Below are 22,438 nucleotides of genomic sequence, written 5' to 3' on the forward strand. Positions count from 1 at the left end.
CCGGAATCCGTTTCGGCTAACTTCTGTCAACCAGTTGCATGCTACTAGACTTCATTAGTATGTTGTGAGTGGTTATTGAACTGCCACTCGGCAGTTGGTCCCTGTGAAAGGACATGCTGTGGACCCCACTTCGTATGCGGCGTCGGTCGCGCGGGGGATCTGGGCGGCGCAGGTCGATCTGGTCGGATACGTTCCCTCGGTCAGCGTCGCGCCCGTCATCTCCGCGCTAGTGAACACCAGCGGCGGCACCGCCGGCCGCTCCCGCACCGTCTTCCCGCTCTCCCGGGAGGAGGAGGCGGCGGGCGTGCTGGGCGCGCTGCCGCTGGCCGGGAAGTTCGGCGCGATCGTCATGCAGGACAACGGTTTCGGCAATGCGCTGACCGCCCTCACCACCTTCAACGCCGCCTATCATCTACCGCTGCTGATCGTGGCCAACACCCGCGGCGGGCTGGGCGAGTACAACTCGATGATCCACGCCTTCAGTCAGTACGCGCCCGCCCTGCTGCGCGATTTGGGGTTGCAGGTCTTCGAAATCGACAGGCGCAGTGGCGCTTCGGACTGGGAGGCGGTCGTCACCGAGGCGGGCGTGCACGCGCGCATGACCTTCCGGCCCGCGGTCGTGTTGGCCCACTTCTGGAACACCGATGGAAAGGCGGCCTGATCGTGCGGCGCATGGATGCCCTCCGGGTCCTGGCCGACCACACCGCCGAGCTGCCGCTGGTGGTGACGTGTGCGGCCTCGAGCCGGGAACTGGCGGCGGTCGCCGACCGCCCCAACCACCTCTATCTGCTGGACGCCATGGGCCTGGCGGGGTCGGTGGCGACCGGGATCGCCCTGGCCCTCGACGACACCCCGGTGCCGAAGGTGATCGCGATCGAAGGCGACGGGTCACTGCTGATGAACCCGAATGTGCTTATCACGGGCGGGTTTCTGCGCCCGGACAAGCTGGTCATGGTGCTGCTGGACAATGCCGTCTACGGCGCGACCGGCAACCTGCCGACCTACGCCGAGGCCATCGACCTCGGCCGGCTCGCCGAAGCCGGCGGATGGACGGTGTGCCGCGCCGATACACCCGCTGAGCTCGCCACCGAATTCACCCGCGCGCTCGCGCTGAGCGGCCCGGTGCTGGTGCACGTCCGCCTCGAGGCCGGCAATGCGGCGGACATCCCGAAACTGCTGGAGGACCCGGTCGTGCTCGGCCGCCGCTTCCAGGACTGGCTGCGCACCCGCATCGACGCACCGCTGGAGGTGGCGCTGTGATCGGCACCGTCGACCCCACCACCGGCCGCACCCTCGACACCTACCGCTTCACCTCCGACCGCGAGCTCGAATTGCGCCTGCGCCGCGCCGATGCCGCGGTCAACCTCAACGCCGAGCGCCCGATCTCGCAGCGGGTCAGAGAGTTTCGCGTTCTGGCCGAGCTGTTGCGCAGTCGCCGTGAGGATCTCGCGCTGCTGATCACCGTCGAGATGGGCAAGCCGATCACGCAGGCCTGGGCCGAGATCGACAAATGCGTCGCGACGTGCGAGTTCTACGCCGACACCATGGCCGAACTGCTGGCCCCGCAGCGAGTGGACGTCGCCCCCGACACCGCCGAGGTGCGGTTGCGCCCGCTGGGCGTGCTGCTGGCGATCATGCCGTGGAATTACCCGTTCTGGCAGGTGTTCCGGGCGATGCTGCCCGCCATCGCGGTCGGCAACGCGGTGGTGCTCAAGCACGCCGACAATGTGACCGGCTGCGCGAAGGTGTTGCAGTCGCTGTTCGACGAGACCTTCGGCTACGGGATCCTCACCCACGTGGTGCTGCCCCCGCACCGGGTCGCCCCGCTGATCGAGCATCCGGTGATCGCGGGCGTGGCGTTCACCGGCAGCAATCGGGTGGGCGCGCTGGTGGCGGCGGCCGCCGGGCGCTCGGTCAAGAAATCGGTGCTGGAGCTGGGCGGTTCGGACGCGTTCATCGTGCTCGACGACGCCGATGTGGCCGCCGCCGCGACGGCCGCGGTGCATTCGCGGTTCCTCAATACCGGGCAGAGCTGTATCGCCGCCAAGCGGATCATCGTGCAGCGCGGCGTCTTCGCCGAGTTCGTCGAGGCCATGGTGACCGAGCTGGGCAAGCTGGTGTACGGCGCGCCCACCGAGTCCGGCACCGACGTCGGGCCGATGGCGCGCGTCGATCTGCGCAACGAGCTGCGCCGCCAACTGGAGGCGTCGGTGACGGCGGGGGCGCGAATCCTGTTCGGCGGCAAGCCCGATCCGCGTCCGGGCGCCTGGTTCCCGCCGACCCTGGTGCAGGTGCGCGACACCGATTCCGCCGCGTTCCGGGAGGAGACCTTCGGCCCGCTGGGCGCGGTGCTGCAGGTCGGGTCGGCGGAGGCCGCGCTGGCCGCCGCCGAGGATTCGGTGTACGGGCTGAGCTGTTCGGTGTGGGGTCGCGACCGTGACGCCGTCGACCGGCTGGCCCGCCGCCTGCACACCGGTTCGGTGTTCGTGAACCGCATCTCCGAATCCGATCCCCGCCTGCCCGTCGGCGGCGTCAAGGCCAGCGGCTACGGCCGCGAGCTGAGCCATTACGGCGTCACCGAATTCGCCAATGTCCAGACGGTGCGCAGCGCCGCGACCCCCAGGAGCCATCCGTGACCATCACCCGCCTGCGCACCCGCGCCGTCGCCGTCCCGGTCGGCAAGCCGACCCGAATGTCCAACCGGGACTTGAACGTTCGCCACTACCTGCTGGTGGAGGTCGGCGCCGCCGACGGGCACACCGGCGTCGGCTACACCTACGCCGGGACCGGCGCGGGCCCGCTGGCCAAGCTGGCCGCCGACGAGCTGCTCGCGCCGGTGTACCTGGGTGCGGACGAGAACGATGTGACCGGCCTGTGGGAGCGGGCCTTTCAGGAGTCGCTGCTCGAAGGCCGTCGCGGCACCGTCCTGCGCGCCCTGTCGGCCATCGATATCGCGCTGTGGGACCTGCGGGCCAAGCGCGCCGGTCTGCCCTTGGTGAGCTTCCTCGGTGGCGCCACGGACCCGCTGCCGTCGTATGCCTCCGGCGGTTACTACCGGCCCGACGAGGGTTCTTGGACCGACGCGGTGATCCGCGAGATCGAATTCAATGCCTCCCAGGGCTTTTCCGACCACAAGATCAAGGTCGGCGGCCTGTCGGTCGCCGCGGACGCGCGCCGGGTGGCCGCGGCCGTCGAGGCCATCGGCGACACCGGCCGGCTGTCGCTGGACGCCAACAACGCCTACCGTTCCGTCCACGAGGCCCGCACCGCCATCGAGGCTTTCGAACGCGCCGCCGGGGACCGTCCGCTGTGGTGGTTCGAGGAACCGCTTTCACCCGAAGCGGTCGCCGGTCACGCCGAGCTGTCCCGCACCCTGCGCACCCCCGTCGCCACCGGCGAAATCCACCAGACCCGCTGGGAATTCCGCCCGCTCATCGAGGCGGGCATCCCGGTGCTGCAATGCGACGCCGGTGTCGCGGGCGGTGTCACCGAATGGCTGCGCATCGCCGCCACCGCCGCCACCTTCGGCCTCCAGATGGCGCCGCACTGGCATCACAACCTGCACGTCCACCTGTGCGGCGCGATCCCCAACGCCCTGGTGGTCGAGTACTTCGCCCTCGAGAAAGGCATCTACAACTTCGAACTGCTGCTGACGCCCGAGACCCGTCTGCACTACGCCGACAACCACGTCCACATTCCCGACCGCCCCGGCCTGGGCATCGAATTCGACACCGACATGCTCGACAAGTTCGACGTGCTGTCCTGACCGGCGCTCGGTCGGCGGGACCCGCGTCCGGCGCTAGTGCGCGGGACGCGCGAAACGCAGCGTGATCAGCTGGAAGGGCCGCAGCCGCAACCGGATTCGATCGCCGTCGGCGGTGGCGGCCGGGTCGTCGGGCACCGGGCGCTCCAGCAGATCGCAGCGCTGCCAGCCGGTCACCGAGAAGTCGGCGGTCAGCAGGGCCGTGCTGCGGGCGCCCGCCGACTCGTAGAGCCGGATCACGACATCGCCGGAACCGTCGTCGGCGAGCTTCACCGCGCTGGTGACGACGGCGTCGTCGTCGACCGCGAACAACGGCGAAACGGGTTGCGCCACACCGGGAGTGAAACCGGGCAGGTTGGTGCGGTAGCCCTCGCGCACGGCGTCGGTGAGGGTGGCGCCGGGTACGACGGTGTGGCGGAAACGGTGGGTGCCGTGATCGGTCGCCGGATCGGGGAACTGCGGGGCGCGCAGCAGTGACGCGCGCACGGTGACCGTGGTGCCGCCGTCGGGACGCACCGTGCGGGCCAGGTCGTGGCCGTAGGTCGAATCGTTGGTGATCGCCACACCCCAGCCCGGCTCGCCCACATGGACGAAGCGGTGGTTGCACGCCTCGAATTTCGCCCATTCCCAGCTGGTATTGGTGTGGGTGGGCCGAAACAGGTGCCCGAACTGGGTTTCGGAGGCGTAGCGGTCGGCGTGCACGTCGAGGGGGAAGGCGAGTTTGAGGAACTTCTCGGTCTCGTGCCAGTCCACCGCGGTGGCGATCTCCAGGGCGCGGGTGTCCGGGCGCAGGGTGATCGTCTGCTCGACGGTGGAGGAGCCGAACGAGCGGGTCAGCCGCACCGTGGCCGCCGTCGAATCGGCCTCCGCGGCAAGCAGATCCACCTCGACCAGGTCGGTGACCCGGTTGCGGTAGAACCGGTCGACATCCCAGGCGTCCCAGGCATTCGGCAGATCGGGGTGCAGTTGCAGCAGGTTCGCGGCCGCGCCGGGCGGCAGCGTCTCCCGATCGTGCTCGAGGTCGAGCAGCGAGACCACCAGCCCGCGGGCGTCCACCTCGGCGCGCACCGAGGCGTTGGCGAGCACGAATCCGCCCTCGCTCCGGGCGCTCACCGTGGCCGCCCGGCCCTCGGCCGCCGCACCGGCCCCGCCGGCGGGAATTCCGCGCCACGCGTGCGGGGCCGGGTTGAAGTGATGCGGCCCGGATTCGCGCCCGCCCAGCGTCCACTGCGCCCGCTCGATGATCGAGGACAGCTCCGCCGCCACCGTCGCATAGGCCTGCGCGGCTTCCCGATATACCCACGCGATCGACGAGCCGGGCAGGATGTCGTGAAACTGGTGCAGCAGCACCGTCTTCCAGATCCGATCCAGTTCCGCGTACGGATAGTCGAGACCCGTGCGCACGGCCGCGGTGGCCGCCCACAGCTCGGCCTCGCGCAGCAGATGCTCGCTGCGCCGATTGCCCTGTTTGGTGCGGGCCTGACTGGTCAGCGTCGCGCGGTGCAGCTCGAGATACAGTTCGCCCGCCCATACCGGGGGCTGCTCGTATTCGGCCTCGGCGGCCCGGAAGAAGTCGGCGGGCCGCTCCCACACCACCTTCGGTGACCCCTCCAAATCGCGCATGCGGGCCGCCTTGGCGATCATCTCGCGGGTGGCGCCGCCACCGCCGTCGCCCCAGCCGGTGGGCGCGAGCGAGCGTGTCGCCCGGCCCTTCTCCTTGAAATTCCTTGCCGCGTGCGCGATCTCACGTCCCTGCATGGAGCAGTTGTAGGTGTCCACCGGTGGGAAGTGGGTGAAGATGCGCGTCCCGTCGATGCCCTCCCACAGGAAGGTGTGATGCGGGAACGTATTGGTCTGGCTCCACGAGATCTTCTGGGTCAGCAGCCATTTCGATCCGGCCGCCTTGATGATCTGCGGCAGTCCGGCCGCGAACCCGAAGGTGTCGGGCAGCCACGCCTCCTCGTTGTCGATGCCGAATTCGGTCATGAAGAACCGCTTGCCGTGCACGAACTGCCGTGCCATCGCCTCCGAGCCGGGCATATTGGTATCGGATTCCACCCACATGCCGCCGGCCGGGACGAAGCGTCCCGCCGCCACCGCCTCCTTGACCCGCTCGTACACCTCCGGCCGATGCTGTTTGAGGAATTCGTATTGGGCCGCTTGGGACATGGTGTAGACGAACTCGGGTTCCGCGTCCAGCAGCGCGGTCATATTGGCGGCGGTCCGCGCCACCTTGCGCACCGTCTCGCGCAGCGGCCACAGCCAGGCGGTGTCGATGTGGGCGTGCCCGACCGCCGAGATGCGATGCGCGGACGCGATGGCGGGCGCCGCCAGCACCGGGGCCAGGCAGGCGCGGGCCGCCGCGGCGGTGGCGTTCACGTCACGCAGGTCGATCGCGTCGAGGGCGCGTTCGATGGCGCGCACGATGTCGTAGCGGCGCGCGGGATCCTCGGGCATCTCGTGCATGAGTTCGCCGAGCACCTCGAGGTCCTGGGTGAGCTGCCAGACGTCCTCGTCGAACACCGCGAGATCCATACGACCCAAACGGTATTGGGGTTCGCTGCCCGCGGTCGTCTTGTCGCCCAGGGCGGTCGGGTCGAAGAACCCGATCACCGGATTGGCCGCGGCCTCGACGTGGAACAGCACCTGTTCGCCGCCGTGTGCCGGGGCCGCGACCCGCACCCACCGATTGCGCGGATGCAGGCCCTTCACCGGCGTCCCGTCGGCCCGGTACACCAGACCCTCGCACTGGAATCCGGTCATGCCGCCGTCGAAGCCGAGGTCGATGATCGCCTCGACGATCTTGCCCGCCCACTCCGCCGGCACGGTGGCCTCGACGGTGAGCCAGCTGGTGCCCCACGGCGGGCCCCAGCGCGTCCCCGGTGCGACCGGGCTGCGGGGCGCGGCCAAACCTTCGGCGACGGGCACGGGTTCGTCCGGCGCCGTCCACATCGACGCGCGCATCGGCACCGTCGCGGGATAGATGGCGGGCACGATCCGCCCGCCGAGCACCCGCCCGAGCCGATCCTCGATCAACCGGCGATCATCGTGCATGACGGTGCTCCCATCGGACGTGGGCGTGCCGGACGAGCCGTTCGGGTTCCGACTCTAGTGTCAGCCGGTGGGGGCCGAACGGTAGGGACTCGGCGCGAGTTGGCGCAGCATGCGCAGCGCCGGAACGGTCAGGATGCCCGCCAGCCGGGTGTAGGGCCAGATGGCGACGAGCAGCACGATGATCATCCCGCGTGCCTGGTAGATGGCCGGCGCGTATTGCATGGCGTGCGGGTCGGGGTGCAGCGCCAGCAGGGAGCGCACCCAGGTGAAAAGTGTTTCGGCGGTTCGGTATCGGCCGTCGGTCGAGCCGCCGTCGAAGGTGACCAGGGTGGCCGACAGCAGTGCCGAGGCCGTCAGCGGCAGCGTGAGCCGATCCAGCGGCGTCACCCGGTAGCGGACGTCGGCGGAGATCAAGGGCGGCAGCAGGATCAGCGCCACCCCGGCGATGGTGACCGGCACGGCCACCGCCTGCACCGCGGTCAACAGGATCTGGATGTGATGCTCGGGCCGTGAATGCGGCCCGGAGGCGGCCATTTCCACGATGCGCACCGCGAACACCGCCGGGAATCCGGCGCGGGTCGCCGCGATCCCGAGCCGCTGCGCTCGGTCGAGGTGCGGCCCGTACAGGTAGCCGCGGAACCCGTCGTACCGGTACCGCCACACGTGTCCCGCCACACAGGAGACGACGGCGAGATAGGGCAGCACCACCCACATCGTGATCATCATGCCCGCACTCACCACTTGTCCGCCGCGATTGTTGCCGAGACACTGTCGCACGGACAACGCCGCCAGAGTAGTGCCGATTCGTGCCAACCTGGGCCGGATTCGCTAACGCTGGAGCGGTGACGGCATATGCGGATAGCCAACCGGTCGGTAGTCGGTGAAGCTGATGTCACGGACGTGGCCGAAATTCGACCACAGCATCCGACCACCCTTGAGCCGCACCGGAATTCGCACCCGCTCGCGCACCCGGCGCAGCTCCTCGGCGGTGGCCGGACGTGTCGCTCCGACCGTGCCGTAGAGCCGGACCCCGGGCGCGGTGGGGAACCGGCCGGTCAGCAGCATGCGCCCCCACAGCGTGGGACGAGTGTCCACCGCCATCAAGCACACTCGCGGGTCGGCGTCGAGGTTGCGTGCGAGCGCCTCGGTGTACTCGTCGAAGTAGAAGCCGGTCGCGTCGTCACGCAGGAACACGGTGCCGATCGGGGTGACGTGCGGCCCGCCGTCGGCATCCACCGAGGCGAGCGCGCAATGCCCGGCCCGGGCGACCACCTCGCGTATGCGGTCCCAGTTCTGTTCGAGGGTCACACCAGGTCCTCATCGATTCGTACGGTCGAAACACCTCGAGCCTAGTGGGACGGGAAAGTGAGGGCGGGGCACTGCAATTGCCGGGACAGGGACGGGCGGGTGGCGCATGATGACGACATGGCTTCAGACGCGACGCGGCGTGCGGTATTGGGATCGGTGTGCGACACCTTCGCGCCGGGGGACGGGGACGCGTTGCCGACGGCGTCCGAGTTGGGGGTGGTCGATACCGTGACCGAACTGCTGGCGCGCAATCCGCGCGCGGCGGAGCGCAAACAGTTCGATCTGCTCATGAACGTGTGGGATTCGCGGCTGTTCGGATTGGTCAACGGCGCCGGGTGGCGCAAGTTCTCGCGGCTCACCGATCAGCAGCGCGAGCAGTGGCTGCTGGGAATGGCCAACTCTCGAATCGAGAAGAAGCGGGCGCTGTTTCAGGCGCTCGAGGGGGCGGCGGTCACCTCCTACTACTTGACCCCGGGCGCGGTGTCGCCGAATCCGGTGTGGGAGCGGATCGGGATTCCGGCGGCGTCCGGGCCGGTCGCGGGCGCGGCGCGCGGGTTGCGTCCCGAGCGGCCGGACACCGACACCGGCGTGGTGTGCGATGTGGTGGTCGTCGGGTCGGGCGCCGGCGGTGGGACGGCCGCCGCGGTGCTGGCGCGCGCCGGGCTGGACGTCGTGGTGCTGGAACGCGGTGAGTACTACGACGATCCGGATTTCGGGATCGGCGAGAAGGAGGGCTTGCTGCGGCTGTACGCCCCCGGTCCCGCCGCGACCGCGGAGGGCCAGCTGGGTCTGGTGGCCGGTTCGGCGCTGGGCGGCGGCACCGTGGTCAACTGGACCACCTCCTTCCGCACTCCCGACGATGTGCGCGCGGAGTGGGCCGCGCTGGGCGCCCGGCAGTTCGCCGAACAGGAGTACACCGACGCGCTCGACGCCGTGGTGGCCCGGCTCGGGGTCACCCTCGACCGTTCCCCGGCCTCGCGCCGCGACGAGATCCTGGAACGCGGTCTGCGCAAACTGGATTGGCACTGCGAACCGCTGCCGCGCAATGTGGGCCCCGCCTGCGACGCCGGAATCGAGTGCGGCCGTTGCGGTTTCGGCTGCCGCGTGGGCGCCAAGCAGTCGGTGGTCAAGACCTGGCTGGCCGATGCCGTCGACGCGGGTGCACGGCTGTTCGTCGGCACCGACGTCCGGCGCATCGTGATCGCCCAGGGCAAGGCGACGGGTGTGGAGGCGGTGACCGCGAACGGGGTGACGGTGTCGGTGCGCGCCCGCGCGGTGGTGGTGGCGGCCGGCGCGGTGCAGACGCCCGCCCTGCTGCGCCGCTCCGGACTGGGCAACCGCGCTCTCGGCGACTATCTCCGATTGCACCCGGCCACCGCGGTTTTCGGCGTGTTCGACGAGGAGATCCGCCCCTGGGAGGGCGGCCTGCAGACTCGCTATTCCAAACAGGACCGGGATCTGGACGGCAACGGCTACGGCGTCATCTACGAGACCGGGCCCATGACCCCGGGTATGTCGGTGGGCTTCCAAGCCTGGACCGGTGCGGCCGCCCATCGCGAGCAGATGCTGAAGTTAGCGAATACCGTTGCGGTGGGGGTAATCACGCGCGACCGCGACCACGGCCGGGTCGAGACCGATCGCGCGGGTGAAGCGGTCGTCCATTACCGGCTCTCCGCTCGCGACGCCGCCCATATGCACACCGGAATCGTCAATGCCGCAAGCATTCTGGAGGCCGCCGACGCACAGCGGATCTTCTCGGGCCATCAGGCCGGTGTCGATTACGAGCCGGGCGTGCGCGGCTCGCACGCGGAGTTCGCGCGGCAGGCCCAGGCCGCCGGATACGCGCCCGGCCGCTGCGCGATGGGTGCCCTGCACATCATGGGCACGGCCCGCATGGGCGACTCGGCCGCGCACTCGGCCACCGATCCCGACGGCGCCACCTGGGACGTGCCCAATATCGTGGTGGCCGACGGCTCCTGCTTCCCGACATCGTCGGGCGTCAACCCGATGGTCAGCATCGAGGCCATCGCCTACATGAACGCCCGCCGCCTCGCGGCCTCCTTGACCTGATCCGATCCCGTTGCGGCGCTGCCTATTCCGCCGAGTGCAGGGCAGCGCCGAAGGTGCTGGCGACCACCAGGCGGATCTGCGCGACCGCCCGGTCCACCGGCCCGGTCGGCTGGAACAGGTGGCTCAGCGCCAGCCGGACCAGGATCTCGGTCAGCGCGCCCAGATCGGCATCGGTCATCTCGGCGAGCCCGTATTGCGCGCGAATCGCGGCCGTCACCGCGACGATGGCGCGCCCGAGCACCGGTTCGGTCTCGGTCATCAGCACCGGCAGCAAGGCGGTATCGGTGGCCGAGCGTCCCGACAGCACCGCCTTGAGCAAGGTGTTGTCCGCGCCTGTGCGCAAGGTGAATTCGACCGCCGCGGTCAATCCCGCTTCCACGTCCGCGGGATGGGCGGCGAGGCTCTCGGCGATGCCGACGAGGAAGGTGTCGACCTCCTGCCGCACCACCACCTCGGCCAGTTCGTGCTTGTTGCCGAATTCCTTGTAGAGCACCGGCCGGCTCACGCCCACCTCTTTGGCCAGCCGTGACATGTTCACCGCGCCCCAGCCCTCGGTGACCACGATGCGACGCCCGGCGTCGACGATCCGCTCGCGCAGCAGTTGCCGCATCTCGTTCTGGAAGTTCGGCGCTTCGACCACGACCCGATCGTACATGAGCTCACCTCTCGTCCCATCGTTGACATAATTCACAGCGCTGTATCTAATGAATACAGTTCTTCGGAAAGTGTAAACGCTAGGAGTACGGCAATGACGACGTCTCGTTCCCGGGAGGCGCAGGCCGCGGCCCGCCCGCTATGGCGTGATCGCAAGCGTTATCTGTGGTTGTTCGGCTTGATCCCGCCCACGGCCCTGTTCGTGGCCACCGCCCTGATCTGGGTGTGCAACGAGATCGGCTGGACGGCGGTGTCACCGGTGTGGTGGTGGATCGGCCCGTTGCTGGTCTACGGCCTGCTGCCGGTGCTGGACCGCTTCTTCGGTCCCGACGGCCAGAATCCGCCCGACGAGGTGATGGAGTACCTGGAGAACGACAGGTACTACCGCTACTGCACCTACGCCTACATCCCGTTCCAGCTGCTGAGCCTGAGCTTCGCCTGCTACCTGTGGACCGCGTCGGACCTGTCCTGGCTGGGCATCGACGGCGGCCTGGGCGTGGTCTCCAAACTCGGCCTGGCCCTGAGCATGGGCGTGATGGGCGGCGTCGGCATCAATACCGCGCACGAACTCGGCCACAAGAAGGACGAATTGGAGCGCTGGCTGTCGAAAATCACCCTGGCCCAGACGTTCTACGGCCACTTCTACATCGAGCACAATCGCGGCCACCACGTGCGGGTGGCCACCCCGGAGGATCCCGCCAGCGCCCGTTTCGCCGAGACCTTCTGGGCGTTTCTGCCGCGCAGCGTGTGGGGCAGCCTGCGCTCGTCGTGGGAGCTGGAGGCCAAGCGGCTGGAGCGACTGGGCAAGCGGCCGTGGACGATTCGCAACGACGTGCTCAATGCCTGGCTGATGTCGGTGGTGCTGTGGGGCGTGCTGGTGGCGGTGTTTGGCCCGGCGATCCTGCCGTGGCTGGTGATTCAGGCCGTCTACGGTTTCACCCTGCTCGAGACCGTCAACTATCTCGAACACTACGGTCTGCTGCGGCAGCGGTCGGCGAGCGGCCGCTACGAGCGCTGCACCCCGGAGCACAGCTGGAACTCCGACCACATCGTCACCAACATCTTCCTCTACCACCTGCAGCGGCACAGCGATCATCACGCGAATCCCACTCGCCGCTACCAGATCCTGCGCAGCATGGACGGCGCGCCGAACCTGCCCAGCGGCTACGCCAGCATGATCTCGCTGGCATACTTCCCGCCACTGTGGCGGCGGGTGATGGATCACCGGGTGCTCGAACACTATTCGGGTGACATCACCCGGGTGAACATCCAGCCCCGCAAGCGCGAGCGCGTGCTGGCGAAGTACGGGGTGGCGTGATGCCCGCCTACCGCTGCCCGGTCTGCGAGTACATCTACGACGAGGCCAAAGGCGCACCGCGCGAAGGCTTCCCGGCCGGCACCGCGTGGTCGGCGATTCCCGACGACTGGTGCTGCCCGGACTGCGGCGTGCGCGAGAAGGTCGATTTCGAACCCACCACCATCCCGACAGGACACCGTCGTGAACGCTGACTTCAAACTCTTCCGCTGCCTGCAGTGCGGTTTCGAATACGACGAGGCCGAGGGCTGGCCCGAGGACGGCATCGCCCCCGGCACCCGCTGGGCCGACATCCCCGAGGACTGGTCCTGCCCCGACTGCGGCGCGGCCAAATCCGATTTCGAGATGGTCGAGGTCAGTCGCGCGTGACCGGCCGCATCGTCATCGTCGGCGCGGGCGTCGCCGGCGCGACCGCCGTCCGCACCCTGCGCGCCGAGGGCTACACCGGCGAGATCGTGCTGCTGGGCGCGGAACCCGAACCGCCCTACCGTCGCCCGATGGTCTCCAAGGAGATCCTCGCGGGCGCGGTCGAGCCGCGCCGAACCCTGGTGCAGCCCAGCGACTTCTGGCACAGCCACGACGTCGACCTGCGTCTCGGCGTCACGGTGGCGGCGATCGAACCGGACCCGGCCCTGGTCTGGCTGGCCGACGGCACCGCCCTCGGTTACGACAGCCTGCTGCTGGCGACCGGCGCACAGCCCCGGACCCTGGCCCTGGCCGAAAGTGCCACATTCCGTGACGGTTCCGAGCGCGACGCGGACGGGCAAGTCCTCACCCTGCGCAGCCGAGCGGATGCGGAGGTTTTGCGGAGCGCGCTCGAGCGCGGCGGTTCGCTGCTGGTGGTCGGCGCCGGCCTGATCGGCTGTGAAGTGGCGGCGACGGCGCGTGGACTGGGCGCGGCGGTCACCGTGCTGGACGCCGGACCGCATCCGGTGGCGCGAGTCGCGCCCGCGATCGTGGGGAACCATCTCCGCGCGCTGCATGCCGAGCACGGCGTGGCGATGCACACCGACGTCCTGCTCACCCGGCTGGAGCGTGCCGGCGGCACGGTCGTCGCCGCGGCGGCCGACGGCAGCACCTGGCAGGCGTCGGTGGCACTGATCGCGATCGGATCTGTCCCGGACACTCGGCTCGCCGAGGCCGCCGGACTGGTTGTCGCGGACGGTATTTGGGTCGACGAGCGCTATCGAACCTCGGCCGCGGGGGTTTACGCGGCCGGGGACGCGGCCAGCCGGTTCGATACGGCGGCGGGGCGGTATCGGCGGGAGGAGCATTGGAACAGCGCTCAGGCGCAGGGGGCCGGAGCGGCGCGATCCATGCTCGGACTGCCGTTGCCGGCGGACGAGACGCCGTGGGGGTGGTCGTTGCAGTACGGGCGAAACATGCAGTTCGCGGGCACTATTGGGCCCGACGACGAGCTTGTGGTGCGCGGTCGGCCGGACGCGGGCGACGGGACGGTCCTGGGGCTGCGCGAAGGGCGCGCGATCGGTGTCGTCGTCCTCGGCCGGCCGGGCGAATTCCGGGCCGCGCGGGATCTCGTCGGCCGTGGAGCGCAGGTGGACCCGGTCGCCTGCGCGGACGAAACCAGGCCGCTGACCGAACAGCTCGCACTGTCCGGACAGTCGTGAGGTCACGGGCCCACGGGTGAGCTAACCGTCCGCAATACCGAGATGCCGCTGCACCGCGCGAAAGGTTCAGCGGCATTTCGCATTTGCCGATCCATTGCTGAAATGCGCAGGTAGTACCTGCTATTCGCGCGGCGCGCGTATTTTTCACCCGCTCGCGCGGCCCTGTCAAGCCCGGACATATTTCCGTGAAGACTGACACGTCAGTCCGGAATGTGTATTACTGTCTCGGTCAGTTCGAGCCGGTCAAGCAGAGGGACCGGTCGGCATCGACCAACAGTGGGGCTGTGGGGTGGTGAACATTGGTCGACAAGGCTGTTCGAGGGCCGGAGGAGTTGCTCCGGCCGATCATCGAGTTCGTACTTTCCGGGCTGCGGACATTCGGGCGCACCATTCAGCTGGCGATCGCGGCGTTCCGGTATCTGGTCACCGATCTCGTCACGCTGCGCCATCCGTGGCGTGACACGCTACAGCAGGGCTGGTTCATCGTCAGCGTGACCGCGATTCCCGCTGTGCTGGTATCGATTCCGTTCGGCGTCATCGTGGCGGTGCAGGTGGGGAGCCTGACCCAGCAGGTCGGCGCGAGCTCGGTCTCCGGCGCGGCCGGCGGGCTGGGCGTGATCCGGCAGGGCGCGCCCATGGTGACCGCGCTGCTGCTGGGCGGCGCGGCCGGTTCGGCCATCGCCTCGGATCTGGGCGCGCGCACCATCCGCGACGAGGTGGATGCGTTGCGCGTCATGGGAATCGACCCGGTGCGCCGGCTGGTGGCCCCGCGGCTGGCGGCCATGCTCGCGCTCACGCCGCTGCTGTGCATGCTGATCATCTTCATGGGCGTGTTCACCGGATACGTGATCGCGGTCGGCTTCCAGGGCGTGACGCCCGGCTCCTACCTGTCGGCGTTCTCGGCCTTCGCCAAGATGAGCGACCTGTGGGTGGCCATCGTGAAATCCGTGGTCTTCGGCATCATCGTGCTCATCGTGGCCTGCCAGCGCGGTCTGGAGGCGACGGCCGGTCCGCGCGGGGTCGCCAACGCGGTCAACGCCGCCGTGGTGATCGGCGTCATCGCCGCCTTCGGCGTGAATCTCGTGATCACGCAGCTGGTTTCGATGTTCCTCCCGACGCAGGTGGGCTGATGACGCAGGTACCCGCCCGCTACACCCCGCTCGGTCACGCCGGCCGCGTCGTCGGCCGCAGCGCCCAGGCGCCGCTGACCGTCTTCGAATCCCTCGGCCACCAGGCGACTTTCGTCTACCAGGTGCTCGCCGCCGTCCCGCACACGCTGCGCTACTACCGGCGTCAGACCATGCTCATCCTGTCCGACATCACCTGGGGTTCCGGGGCGATCATCGTGGGCGGCGGCACCGTGGCGGTGCTCGCGTTCCTGGGCGTCGCGGTCGGCGGCTCCATCGGCGTGGAGGGGTTCACCGCGCTGAACATGGTCGGTATGGGCCCGCTCACCGGGTTCGTCTCCGCCTACGCCAATACCCGCGAGATGGCGCCCATGGTGGCCGCGATCGGCTTTGCGGCACAGGCGGGTTGCCGCATGACCGCCGAGATCGGGGCCATGCGCATCGCCGAGGAGATCGACGCGCTGGAGGCCATCGGCATCCGGCCCATGCCGTTCGTGGTGACCACCCGCGTGATCGCGGGCGCGGTCACCATCGTGCCGCTGCACCTGCTCACGCTCATCCTGTCGTACCTGTCGTGCGCGACGGTGGTGAACGTGCTGCACGGGCAGTCCTCGGGCACCTACTACCACTATTTCGACGCCTTTCTGCAGCCCAGCGACGTGCTGGCCTCGCTGCTCAAGGCGACGATCTTCGTGGTCGCGATCATTCTCATCCACGGCTACCAGGGCTTCTACGCCTCGGGCGGCCCGGAGGGCGTGGGCCGGGCCTCCGGCCGCGCCATCCGCGCCAGCCTGGTGCTGGTGGTCATCCTGGACATGATCCTGACGATCGTGATCTGGGGCCTGGATGTCGGCATCAGGATCTCGGGGTAACCATGGCCGTGTTCAAGGATCATTCCGGCCGCGCGGCCGGAGCGTGGATGTTGCGGCTGCGGGGAATGGTGCTCGCAATCGTGCTGATCACGGTGACGATGCTGGTGAGTTCCTATGCGCGCGGCGCCTTCTCGGACACCTTCGAGGTGACCGTGGACGCCGCGACGCTCGGTGAGGGCCTGGCGCCCGGCGCGGAGGTGAAGTTCCGCGGCTACGCCATCGGCACCGTCGAACAGGTCCGCACCATCGGCTACGGGCATCAGCGCATCGACCTCCGGCTCGAGCGCCGCCAGGCCGATGCGCTCACCGACGACGTGACCGCCCGGTTCACCTCCTCGAACGTCTTCGGTTCCAGCGCCATCGAACTGGTGCCCGGCACCGGCGGGCGCAAGCTGAAGGAACACACCGTCCTGCGGATCGGCGAGAACGCCACCAATGCGACCGTCGCCGGGGTGTTCCGGCGCGCGGCGCGCCTGACCCAGGTGCTGGATTCCGCGGCGGTGCATCGGCTGTTCGATCTGATGCTGGACAACACCGCCAGCCTCGGCCCGGTCCTGCAATCGTTCTTCGAGACCGCCAAGACCCTCGCCGACGGTCAGCAGAACACCCTGGCGCACTACCTGCGCATCGGCGGCGATATGACCGGGGCGTTCCGGGATCTGACCCCTTCGGCCGGGCACGCGGTGCTCGGGGTGCTCGAGCAGAGCGCCTACTTCGGCGACGAGGACAACCGGGCGCGCACCAACAAGGCCGTCGGCGGGGTGAACGACGCGGTGCTGGTGGGGATTTCGAATCTGCTGCAGCAGAACAACCCGAACCTGAAGCAGATTCTCGACAGCGTGCTGGACCTGGCGGTGCCGCTGAGCGTCTCGATCGGTTCGGTGGCCCCGGCCTACAACCGCGTCCCGAATCTGCTGGCGGCCATGGACGGCGCGCTGCCCGTGGTGGACGGGCACGTGCAGCTGCAACTGGAGCTGATCGCGAAAACCATGCCGTACCTGGCGGATTCGCTGGCGGGAGGCGCGAAATGAGCGACGTCACCAGATCCGCGGTCAAACTCACCGTGTTCCTGCTGATCGTGGCGGCCTGCACGACCTTCATCGTGACCGCGCTGCGCACCCCCATCCCGGGGGAGAAGGTCACCTACGATGCCGTCTTCACCGATGTCTCCGGTCTTTTCGCCGGTGACTCGGTGCGCATGTCGGGCGTGGCCGTCGGCAAGGTGGAGGCGGTGACCCTCGACGGCGGCACCAAGGCGCGGGTGCGCTTCACCGTCGAGAAATCCCGCCTCGTCTACGACAACACCAAGGCCGCGGTGCGCTATCAGAACCTGATCGGCCAGCGCTACGTCGAGCTGCTCACCGAAGGGCGGGGCGGCGCGAAACTGGCTGCCGGAGCGACGATTCCGGTGGAGCGCACCATCCCCAGCTTCGATGTGTCCAAGCTGTTCAACGGGTTCAAGCCCATGTTCGACACCTTGGATCCCGCGCAGCTCAACCAGCTCGGCACCAACTTGCTGCGCGTCATCCAGGGCGATGGCTCCGGCATCGGTCCGGTACTGGCGGACGTGGACGCGCTGACCAAGCACGCCAAGGACAGCGAGGCGGTGATCGTGCTGCTGATCCGCAATCTGGGCGTGGTCGCCGACGCCATCGGCGGCAAATCACAGGCGGTCGGCGACCTGGTGCAACAGCTGTCGGGCATCCTGCACCAGTTCACCTCCAGGACCGACACCATGCTGAATGCCGTCGACACCGCCAATGCGGTGCTGCGGCCCCTGATCCCGATCCTGGAACAGGGCCGTGACGCCTACGACCAGGGGTACGGCCCCATCGACGGACTGCTGCGCCGGATCGTGCCGCAGACCGATCAGCTCACCCAGATCCTCGCCCTCACACCGCAATTGGTGACGGGCCTCAACCAGTCGACGCCCGGACAGGGGTACCGGCCGCGCATCACCTGCTCGAACGGTGAGGCGGCGCTGCCCGCGGTGGTCGGCGTCATTCTGTCCACCCAGAACCTGGTGGTGTGCAACTGATGCAGGCACTGATCACATATTTCGGCGAGCTGATGCGCGACGTGCTCGCCGGGCGCGGCGACCAGAACACCCAATTGCGCTGGGGCATAGCCGGTGTCGTGGTGTGCGTGATCGCGCTGGCGGTGGCCGGGGCGGTCTACGTCATCCCGTTCGGGCAGCGCACCTACGTGGCCGATTTCAAGATCTCGGGCGGGGCGCGCCCGGGCGACGAGGTGCGGGTGGCGGGCATCGATGTCGGCAAGGTCCGCAGCGTGGATCTGGTGCGCGATCACGTGGAGATCGCCTTCACGGTGAATCAGGATGTGCGCGTGGGCGATCGCTCGGCGGTGGAGGTCAAGATGCTGACCCCGATCGGCGGCCACTATCTGGCCCTCGCCCCCGCCGGCGACAAACAGCTGGGCGCCCGCCACATTCCGCCGGAGCGCACCGCCACCCCGTTCGAGCTCAGCGACATCCTCGACAAGGGCACCCCGATCTTCGGGCAGGTGGACGCCTCCACCATGCGCGACACCATCGGGCAGCTGAATACCGCGCTGCAAGGTCAGCCCGACGCGCTGCGTGGCGTCATCGGCAACGCCGACGAGCTGACCGGGCTGCTGGCCCAGCGCACCGATCAGCTCAACACCGCCCTGAGCGTCTCCGACGAGTACATCGCCGCCATCGCCGAGGACAAGGCGCTGCTGGCGGATTTCGTCAAGCAGCTCGGCCAGGTCGCCGACCGGCTGGGCAACCGCAAGAACGACATCGTGGGCCTGTTCAACCTGGTCAAGCGGCTGCTGGTGATCCTGCACCGCCCGGTCATGGCCTACGGCGACAGCATCGAACCCTCGGTGACCCAATTCGAGCAGCTGGTCTCCAAGCTGTTCGACGACCCGAATCGGATCGACACCGTCATCACCGGACTGCGCGATGTCATCACCAAGCTCAACGGCCTGCTGGGCACCCAGATCAAGCTCGATCAGCCGGCCTCCGGCGTCCGATTGTGCATTCCCTACGAAGGCAAGGCGTGCTGAATGAGTTGGGGTAGAACAGCACTCGCCGCCGGGATCGCGGTCGCGGTGGTGGCCGCCGGGGTGGTGGGCGTGTCCTGGGCGAACACCGCCCGCGACCCGAAGCGCAGCCTGTGCGCCGAATTCACCGATACCGTCGGCCTGTACGAGGGCAACAGCGTGACCATGCTCGGCGTCGAGATCGGCACCGTGTCCAAGATCGAGGCGCTGGGCGACCGCATGCGAGTCACCATGAGCGTCAAGGATTCCGTGCAGCTCCCGGCCGATGTCCAGGCCGTCACGCTGTCGAGTTCCATTGTGACCGACCGGCACGTCGAGCTCACCAAGCCGTACACCGGCGGGTCCCGCTACGACACCTCGAAATGCATTCCGCTCGACCACACCAAGACGCCGATCGGCATCAGCGAGGCGCTCGACGCCATGGGCAAACTGGCCGGGGATCTGACCGGCGGCGCCGCGGCCGGCGGCAAACCCGACACCCTGCTCGACGACACTCTGACCGCGGCGAACAATGCCATCGACGGCACCGGACAGCAGTGGAACGAGCTGTTGCAGCGGCTGTCCGCCGCGATCGGCGATCCCACCCAGAAGGATGCGGTGTTCCGGCGTCTGGTCGACAATCTGGATCAGCTCACCACCATGTTCGTCACCAACTGGCCGGACATGGCCGAGGTGCTCGACAACCTGCGCAACGGCCTGCAGCTGATCGGGGATTTCTCCGCGGAGTTCTCCGGGGCGGTGGACATCGCGGTCGAGTTCCTGCCGGTGATCGCCCGCAATGTCGGCAAATACGACAGCCAGATCTACGGATTACTGGATTCGGTGCTGCCGCAAGTGCATACGCAGTTCCAGCAACATCAGGGCGATATCGATTCGCTGCTCGCGGCGCTGCCGCCACTGGCCGCTCAGCTACCGCAGGCGGGTGCGAAATGAGGCGCACCGTGGCGAAACTGCTGCCCGTGCTCACCGCGGCGGTAGTGGTGCTGACCGGATGCGGGGTGAAGGCCACCGACATCCCGATTCCGGGCACGTACCCCAGCGGCGACACCTACACCGTGCGCATCGAATTCGGTTCGGTGCTGAATCTGCCCGACCGGGCCAAGGTGATCGCCGACGGCGTCGAGATCGGCATGCTCGATCACATCGATCTGGTCGGCACCACCGCGGTGGCCACGGTGAAACTGCACACCGATGCCAAACTCCCCAAGACCACCACCGCCGAACTGCGGCAGGACACCATCCTCGGCGATATCCACATCGCCCTCGAGGCCCCGAAGAATTCCGACAGCGGCTTTCTGGCCAATGGCGATGTGATTCCGATGTCGCAGACCATCGCGGCCACGAATGTGGAGGACATTCTGCGGGCGCTGTCGAACATCATCACCGGCGGGCGGTGGACCGATATTCAGAAAATGGTCGTGGACGTGAACGCGGCCTTCCCGTCGGACCCGGCCGAATTGGATCGCGTCAACAATGCCGGGCGCGCCGCCCTGCACGACATGGCCACGCACAACGACGATCTGAACCGCATTCTCACCTCTGCGCAGGCGATCACCGCCAAGCTGGAGGCCGGGCGCGGCTCGGTCGATCGGATCCTCACCGTCGGTCCGGAACGCGCGGCGGGTCTGTCGGATGTGCTGCTGGGCGTGGTCAATCTGATCATCAGCGGCGGCGGGCTGGCCCGCAATGCCGGCGACCTGCTGCTGCCGCATGTCGGCGATCTGCGGTCCATCGTGTCGATTCTCGCGCCGACCGCGGTGACGGCCGGCTACGCCGATCTGACGTTCGGGGCGGATCTCGACACCCTGCACACCCTGCTGCGGGACAAGATCATTCCCTTCTTGCAGTCGCCGGATGTGAAGGTGCGCAATGTTTCCGCCGATGTCCAGGCCGACCAGCTGCTCACCACACTGCGCTCGATCGGGATGGTGCCCTAGATGAAACTCTCACTCTCCGGCCCGGTTTCGCTGGCGCTGCTGCTGGTGCTGACCCTGGTGTGCGGCAGCTACCTGGCCGCCGGCGTGCTGAAGCTGGATCCGCGACGCGAGAACAATACCGTCACCGTGCTGCTGGACAGCTCCGGCGGTCTGATGAAGACCTCCGAGGTGACCCTGCGCGGCCTGCCCATCGGCAAGGTCCGCGATATCGGGGCCACCGCGCGCGGACTGGCGGTGACCCTGGAATACGACGCCAAGTACCGGATTCCGGTCGACAGCGTGGTGCGGATCGGCAACCTGTCGGCGGCGGGCGAGCAGTTCGTCGACTTCCGGCCGCGGGGCACCGCCGGACCGTTCCTGCACGACGGCAGCATCGTGCCCAACCGGCAGGTCGAGGTCGCCACCACCGTCGGCGACGCGCTGGCCAAGCTGGACGCGCTGACCGCCCAGCTGGATCCGGCCAAACTTCAGAATCTGGCGTCCACGGTGGCGACCGGATTCGAGGGCCGCGACGCCGACGTCGCCCGGCTGACCACCGCCCTGATCGACACCGCGAACCTGTTGCGCGACAAGCACGATGCCGTCGCGCGGCTGTACGCGAACCTGCAGAACCTCGGCGACAAGTTCGACGGGCGCGCACCCACCCTCACCGCCGCGGCGGGCGATATCGATGCCGCGCTGCCGGAACTGCTGCACATCATCGGGGCGTTCCAGAACTACTCGTATGTCGGCGAGCGGATCTTCGACGATCCGATCGGACCGCTGGTCGGCAAGATCAACGACTATCTGCAGCTGATCGGACCTGATTTGGCGCATATCGCCACCGTCCTGAAGCCCGCGACCACCGCGATCAAACCGCTGCGGGTCGACGCCGGATCGATCGTGGACCTGCTCTCGGCGGTGTTCCCCGGCGACGGCGCCGCCCACGTGGCCATCGAGACTCCGCGCTAGAGAGAAGGCATGCCATGACCGACACCGCCACCGACACCGACACCGACAAGTTGGAGTCGACCGCCGCACCGGATCCGGTCGAGCACACCGGCGATTCCGCCGCCGTGGACCCGAAACCGCTGCCCGCCAAGAGCTTCGGCGAACGCGCGTTCCCGCTCGCCGCGGCCGTGGCCGCCGTGTTCGCGGTCGTCGCGGTGGTGCTGGGCGTGTGCTGGCACCACGCCTCGCAGGACTACACGGCGCTGAAATCCAGTGCGTCCGACCGGGATCGGGCCGCGGAGGTCGCCAAGGAATACACCCTGCGCTCGCTCACCTACGACTACCGCAACCTGCCCGCCTTCTTCGACGGCGTGCAACGCGGCACCTCGGACGCGTTGCGCGACCGCTACACCCAGGTCCACGACACCCTCGCCAAGATCATGACCGACGCCCAGGTGGTGGCGACCGGCGAGGTGGTCGGCACCTCGGTGGAGGCCAAGGGCAACGACCAGTACACCGTCACCGTCTACGCCACCCAGAAGACCCAGAACGTCCAGCAGCAGGACCCGGCGACGGTGCCGAACCTGCTGGTGCTGACCGTCGCCAAGAACGGCGGCGACTGGGTGGTCACCGACTACGGCCCCAAGGATCTCGGTGTGAAGGGCGGGGCCGCGAAATAGCCTCGCGACGTCCCGCGGCGGCCGCGAAACGCCTGGGCCGCCCGCCGCAATC

Annotated in this window: 22 protein-coding genes; 18 read left to right on the top strand and 4 right to left on the bottom strand. The window is 68.5% G+C overall.

Translation table 11 applies throughout. From position 1 onward, the window contains the following. The first annotated feature begins 118 nt into the window (after window positions 1-118). The 4 genes from D7D52_RS07400 to D7D52_RS07415 are packed head-to-tail and all read left to right on the top strand — an operon-like array spanning window position 119 to window position 3,766. Window positions 119-661: a thiamine pyrophosphate-binding protein gene (locus tag D7D52_RS07400; RefSeq protein WP_120735637.1), complete on the top strand. Its 543-nt coding sequence runs from the start codon at window positions 119-121 to the stop codon at window positions 659-661. 11 nt (window positions 662-672) lie between these two features. Further along, window positions 673-1,260, top strand: coding sequence for a thiamine pyrophosphate-dependent enzyme (locus D7D52_RS07405; RefSeq protein WP_246023677.1), 588 nt, complete (start codon window positions 673-675; stop codon window positions 1,258-1,260). Then, window positions 1,257-2,636, top strand: a complete 1,380-nt coding sequence (locus D7D52_RS07410; RefSeq protein ID WP_120735639.1) for an aldehyde dehydrogenase family protein — start codon at window positions 1,257-1,259, stop codon at window positions 2,634-2,636. Before D7D52_RS07405 ends, D7D52_RS07410 begins: the two co-directional genes overlap by 4 nt. After that, window positions 2,633-3,766: a mandelate racemase/muconate lactonizing enzyme family protein gene (locus D7D52_RS07415; protein WP_120735640.1), complete on the top strand. Its 1,134-nt coding sequence runs from the start codon at window positions 2,633-2,635 to the stop codon at window positions 3,764-3,766. Before D7D52_RS07410 ends, D7D52_RS07415 begins: the two co-directional genes overlap by 4 nt. Window positions 3,767-3,799: 33 nt before the next feature. On the opposite strand, the gene D7D52_RS07420 is transcribed toward D7D52_RS07415, so the two are convergent. Genes D7D52_RS07420 through D7D52_RS07430 form a run of 3 tightly spaced genes read right to left on the bottom strand, consistent with a single transcriptional unit; the run spans window position 3,800 to window position 8,125 of the window. Continuing rightward, window positions 3,800-6,817 carry an alpha-mannosidase gene (locus D7D52_RS07420; RefSeq protein WP_120735641.1) on the bottom strand — a complete coding sequence of 1,006 codons (3,018 nt, stop codon included), beginning with the start codon at window positions 6,815-6,817 and terminating at the stop codon, window positions 3,800-3,802. A gap of 60 nt (window positions 6,818-6,877) precedes the next feature. Then, a complete protein-coding gene (locus tag D7D52_RS07425; protein WP_246023967.1) occupies window positions 6,878-7,594 on the bottom strand; it encodes a respiratory nitrate reductase subunit gamma in 717 nt (238 codons plus the stop codon). A gap of 51 nt (window positions 7,595-7,645) precedes the next feature. Further along, window positions 7,646-8,125, bottom strand: coding sequence for a pyridoxamine 5'-phosphate oxidase family protein (locus tag D7D52_RS07430; protein ID WP_120735643.1), 480 nt, complete (start codon window positions 8,123-8,125; stop codon window positions 7,646-7,648). Between the two features lie 117 nt (window positions 8,126-8,242). Here D7D52_RS07430 and D7D52_RS07435 point away from each other — a divergent pair, with 117 nt between their 5' ends. Then, the gene (locus D7D52_RS07435) at window positions 8,243-10,195 is read left to right on the top strand and encodes a GMC family oxidoreductase (RefSeq protein WP_120743893.1); all 1,953 of its coding nucleotides are present in this window, start codon (window positions 8,243-8,245) and stop codon (window positions 10,193-10,195) included. A 22-nt stretch (window positions 10,196-10,217) separates the two neighbouring features. Here D7D52_RS07435 and D7D52_RS07440 read toward each other — a convergent pair whose 3' ends face one another. Further along, complete coding sequence (locus D7D52_RS07440; protein ID WP_246023678.1) at window positions 10,218-10,850, bottom strand: TetR/AcrR family transcriptional regulator; 633 nt, start codon at window positions 10,848-10,850, stop codon at window positions 10,218-10,220. A gap of 93 nt (window positions 10,851-10,943) precedes the next feature. Between D7D52_RS07440 and D7D52_RS07445 the strand changes: the two genes are divergently transcribed. The 13 genes from D7D52_RS07445 to D7D52_RS37620 all read left to right on the top strand — a co-directional run bounded on the left by D7D52_RS07445 (window position 10,944) and on the right by D7D52_RS37620 (window position 22,386). Further along, complete coding sequence (locus D7D52_RS07445) at window positions 10,944-12,167, top strand: alkane 1-monooxygenase (RefSeq protein ID WP_120735644.1); 1,224 nt, start codon at window positions 10,944-10,946, stop codon at window positions 12,165-12,167. After that, complete coding sequence (locus tag D7D52_RS07450) at window positions 12,167-12,358, top strand: rubredoxin (RefSeq protein WP_120735645.1); 192 nt, start codon at window positions 12,167-12,169, stop codon at window positions 12,356-12,358. The genes D7D52_RS07445 and D7D52_RS07450 overlap by 1 nt, the downstream gene beginning before the upstream one ends. After that, window positions 12,348-12,533 carry a rubredoxin gene (locus D7D52_RS07455; protein ID WP_120735646.1) on the top strand — a complete coding sequence of 62 codons (186 nt, stop codon included), beginning with the start codon at window positions 12,348-12,350 and terminating at the stop codon, window positions 12,531-12,533. The genes D7D52_RS07450 and D7D52_RS07455 overlap by 11 nt, the downstream gene beginning before the upstream one ends. After that, window positions 12,530-13,792 (top strand): NAD(P)/FAD-dependent oxidoreductase, encoded by a 1,263-nt coding sequence (locus D7D52_RS07460; RefSeq protein WP_120735647.1) that lies wholly within the window; start codon window positions 12,530-12,532, stop codon window positions 13,790-13,792. The genes D7D52_RS07455 and D7D52_RS07460 overlap by 4 nt, the downstream gene beginning before the upstream one ends. A gap of 299 nt (window positions 13,793-14,091) precedes the next feature. Continuing rightward, window positions 14,092-14,922 (top strand): MlaE family ABC transporter permease, encoded by an 831-nt coding sequence (locus tag D7D52_RS07465; RefSeq protein ID WP_120735648.1) that lies wholly within the window; start codon window positions 14,092-14,094, stop codon window positions 14,920-14,922. Further along, complete coding sequence (locus tag D7D52_RS07470) at window positions 14,922-15,791, top strand: MlaE family ABC transporter permease (RefSeq protein ID WP_120735649.1); 870 nt, start codon at window positions 14,922-14,924, stop codon at window positions 15,789-15,791. Before D7D52_RS07465 ends, D7D52_RS07470 begins: the two co-directional genes overlap by 1 nt. Window positions 15,792-15,793: 2 nt before the next feature. Beyond that, the gene (locus D7D52_RS07475; protein WP_120735650.1) at window positions 15,794-16,822 is read left to right on the top strand and encodes an MlaD family protein; all 1,029 of its coding nucleotides are present in this window, start codon (window positions 15,794-15,796) and stop codon (window positions 16,820-16,822) included. Further along, complete coding sequence (locus D7D52_RS07480; RefSeq protein ID WP_120735651.1) at window positions 16,819-17,829, top strand: MlaD family protein; 1,011 nt, start codon at window positions 16,819-16,821, stop codon at window positions 17,827-17,829. Before D7D52_RS07475 ends, D7D52_RS07480 begins: the two co-directional genes overlap by 4 nt. Continuing rightward, entirely contained in the window at window positions 17,829-18,842 is a 1,014-nt protein-coding gene (locus D7D52_RS07485) for an MlaD family protein (protein ID WP_120743895.1), read from the top strand. Before D7D52_RS07480 ends, D7D52_RS07485 begins: the two co-directional genes overlap by 1 nt. Continuing rightward, on the top strand, window positions 18,843-19,772 hold the full coding sequence (locus D7D52_RS07490) for an MCE family protein (protein WP_120735652.1): 930 nt from the start codon (window positions 18,843-18,845) through the stop codon (window positions 19,770-19,772). Next, the gene (locus tag D7D52_RS07495) at window positions 19,769-20,776 is read left to right on the top strand and encodes an MlaD family protein (protein WP_120735653.1); all 1,008 of its coding nucleotides are present in this window, start codon (window positions 19,769-19,771) and stop codon (window positions 20,774-20,776) included. The genes D7D52_RS07490 and D7D52_RS07495 overlap by 4 nt, the downstream gene beginning before the upstream one ends. Continuing rightward, the gene (locus D7D52_RS07500) at window positions 20,777-21,727 is read left to right on the top strand and encodes an MlaD family protein (protein ID WP_120735654.1); all 951 of its coding nucleotides are present in this window, start codon (window positions 20,777-20,779) and stop codon (window positions 21,725-21,727) included. It abuts the gene before it with no gap. A gap of 14 nt (window positions 21,728-21,741) precedes the next feature. Next, entirely contained in the window at window positions 21,742-22,386 is a 645-nt protein-coding gene (locus D7D52_RS37620) for a hypothetical protein (protein ID WP_162958201.1), read from the top strand. Window positions 22,387-22,438: the final 52 nt, after the last annotated feature.

Source organism: Nocardia yunnanensis, assembly GCF_003626895.1.
GTDB classification, from domain to species: domain Bacteria; phylum Actinomycetota; class Actinomycetes; order Mycobacteriales; family Mycobacteriaceae; genus Nocardia; species Nocardia yunnanensis.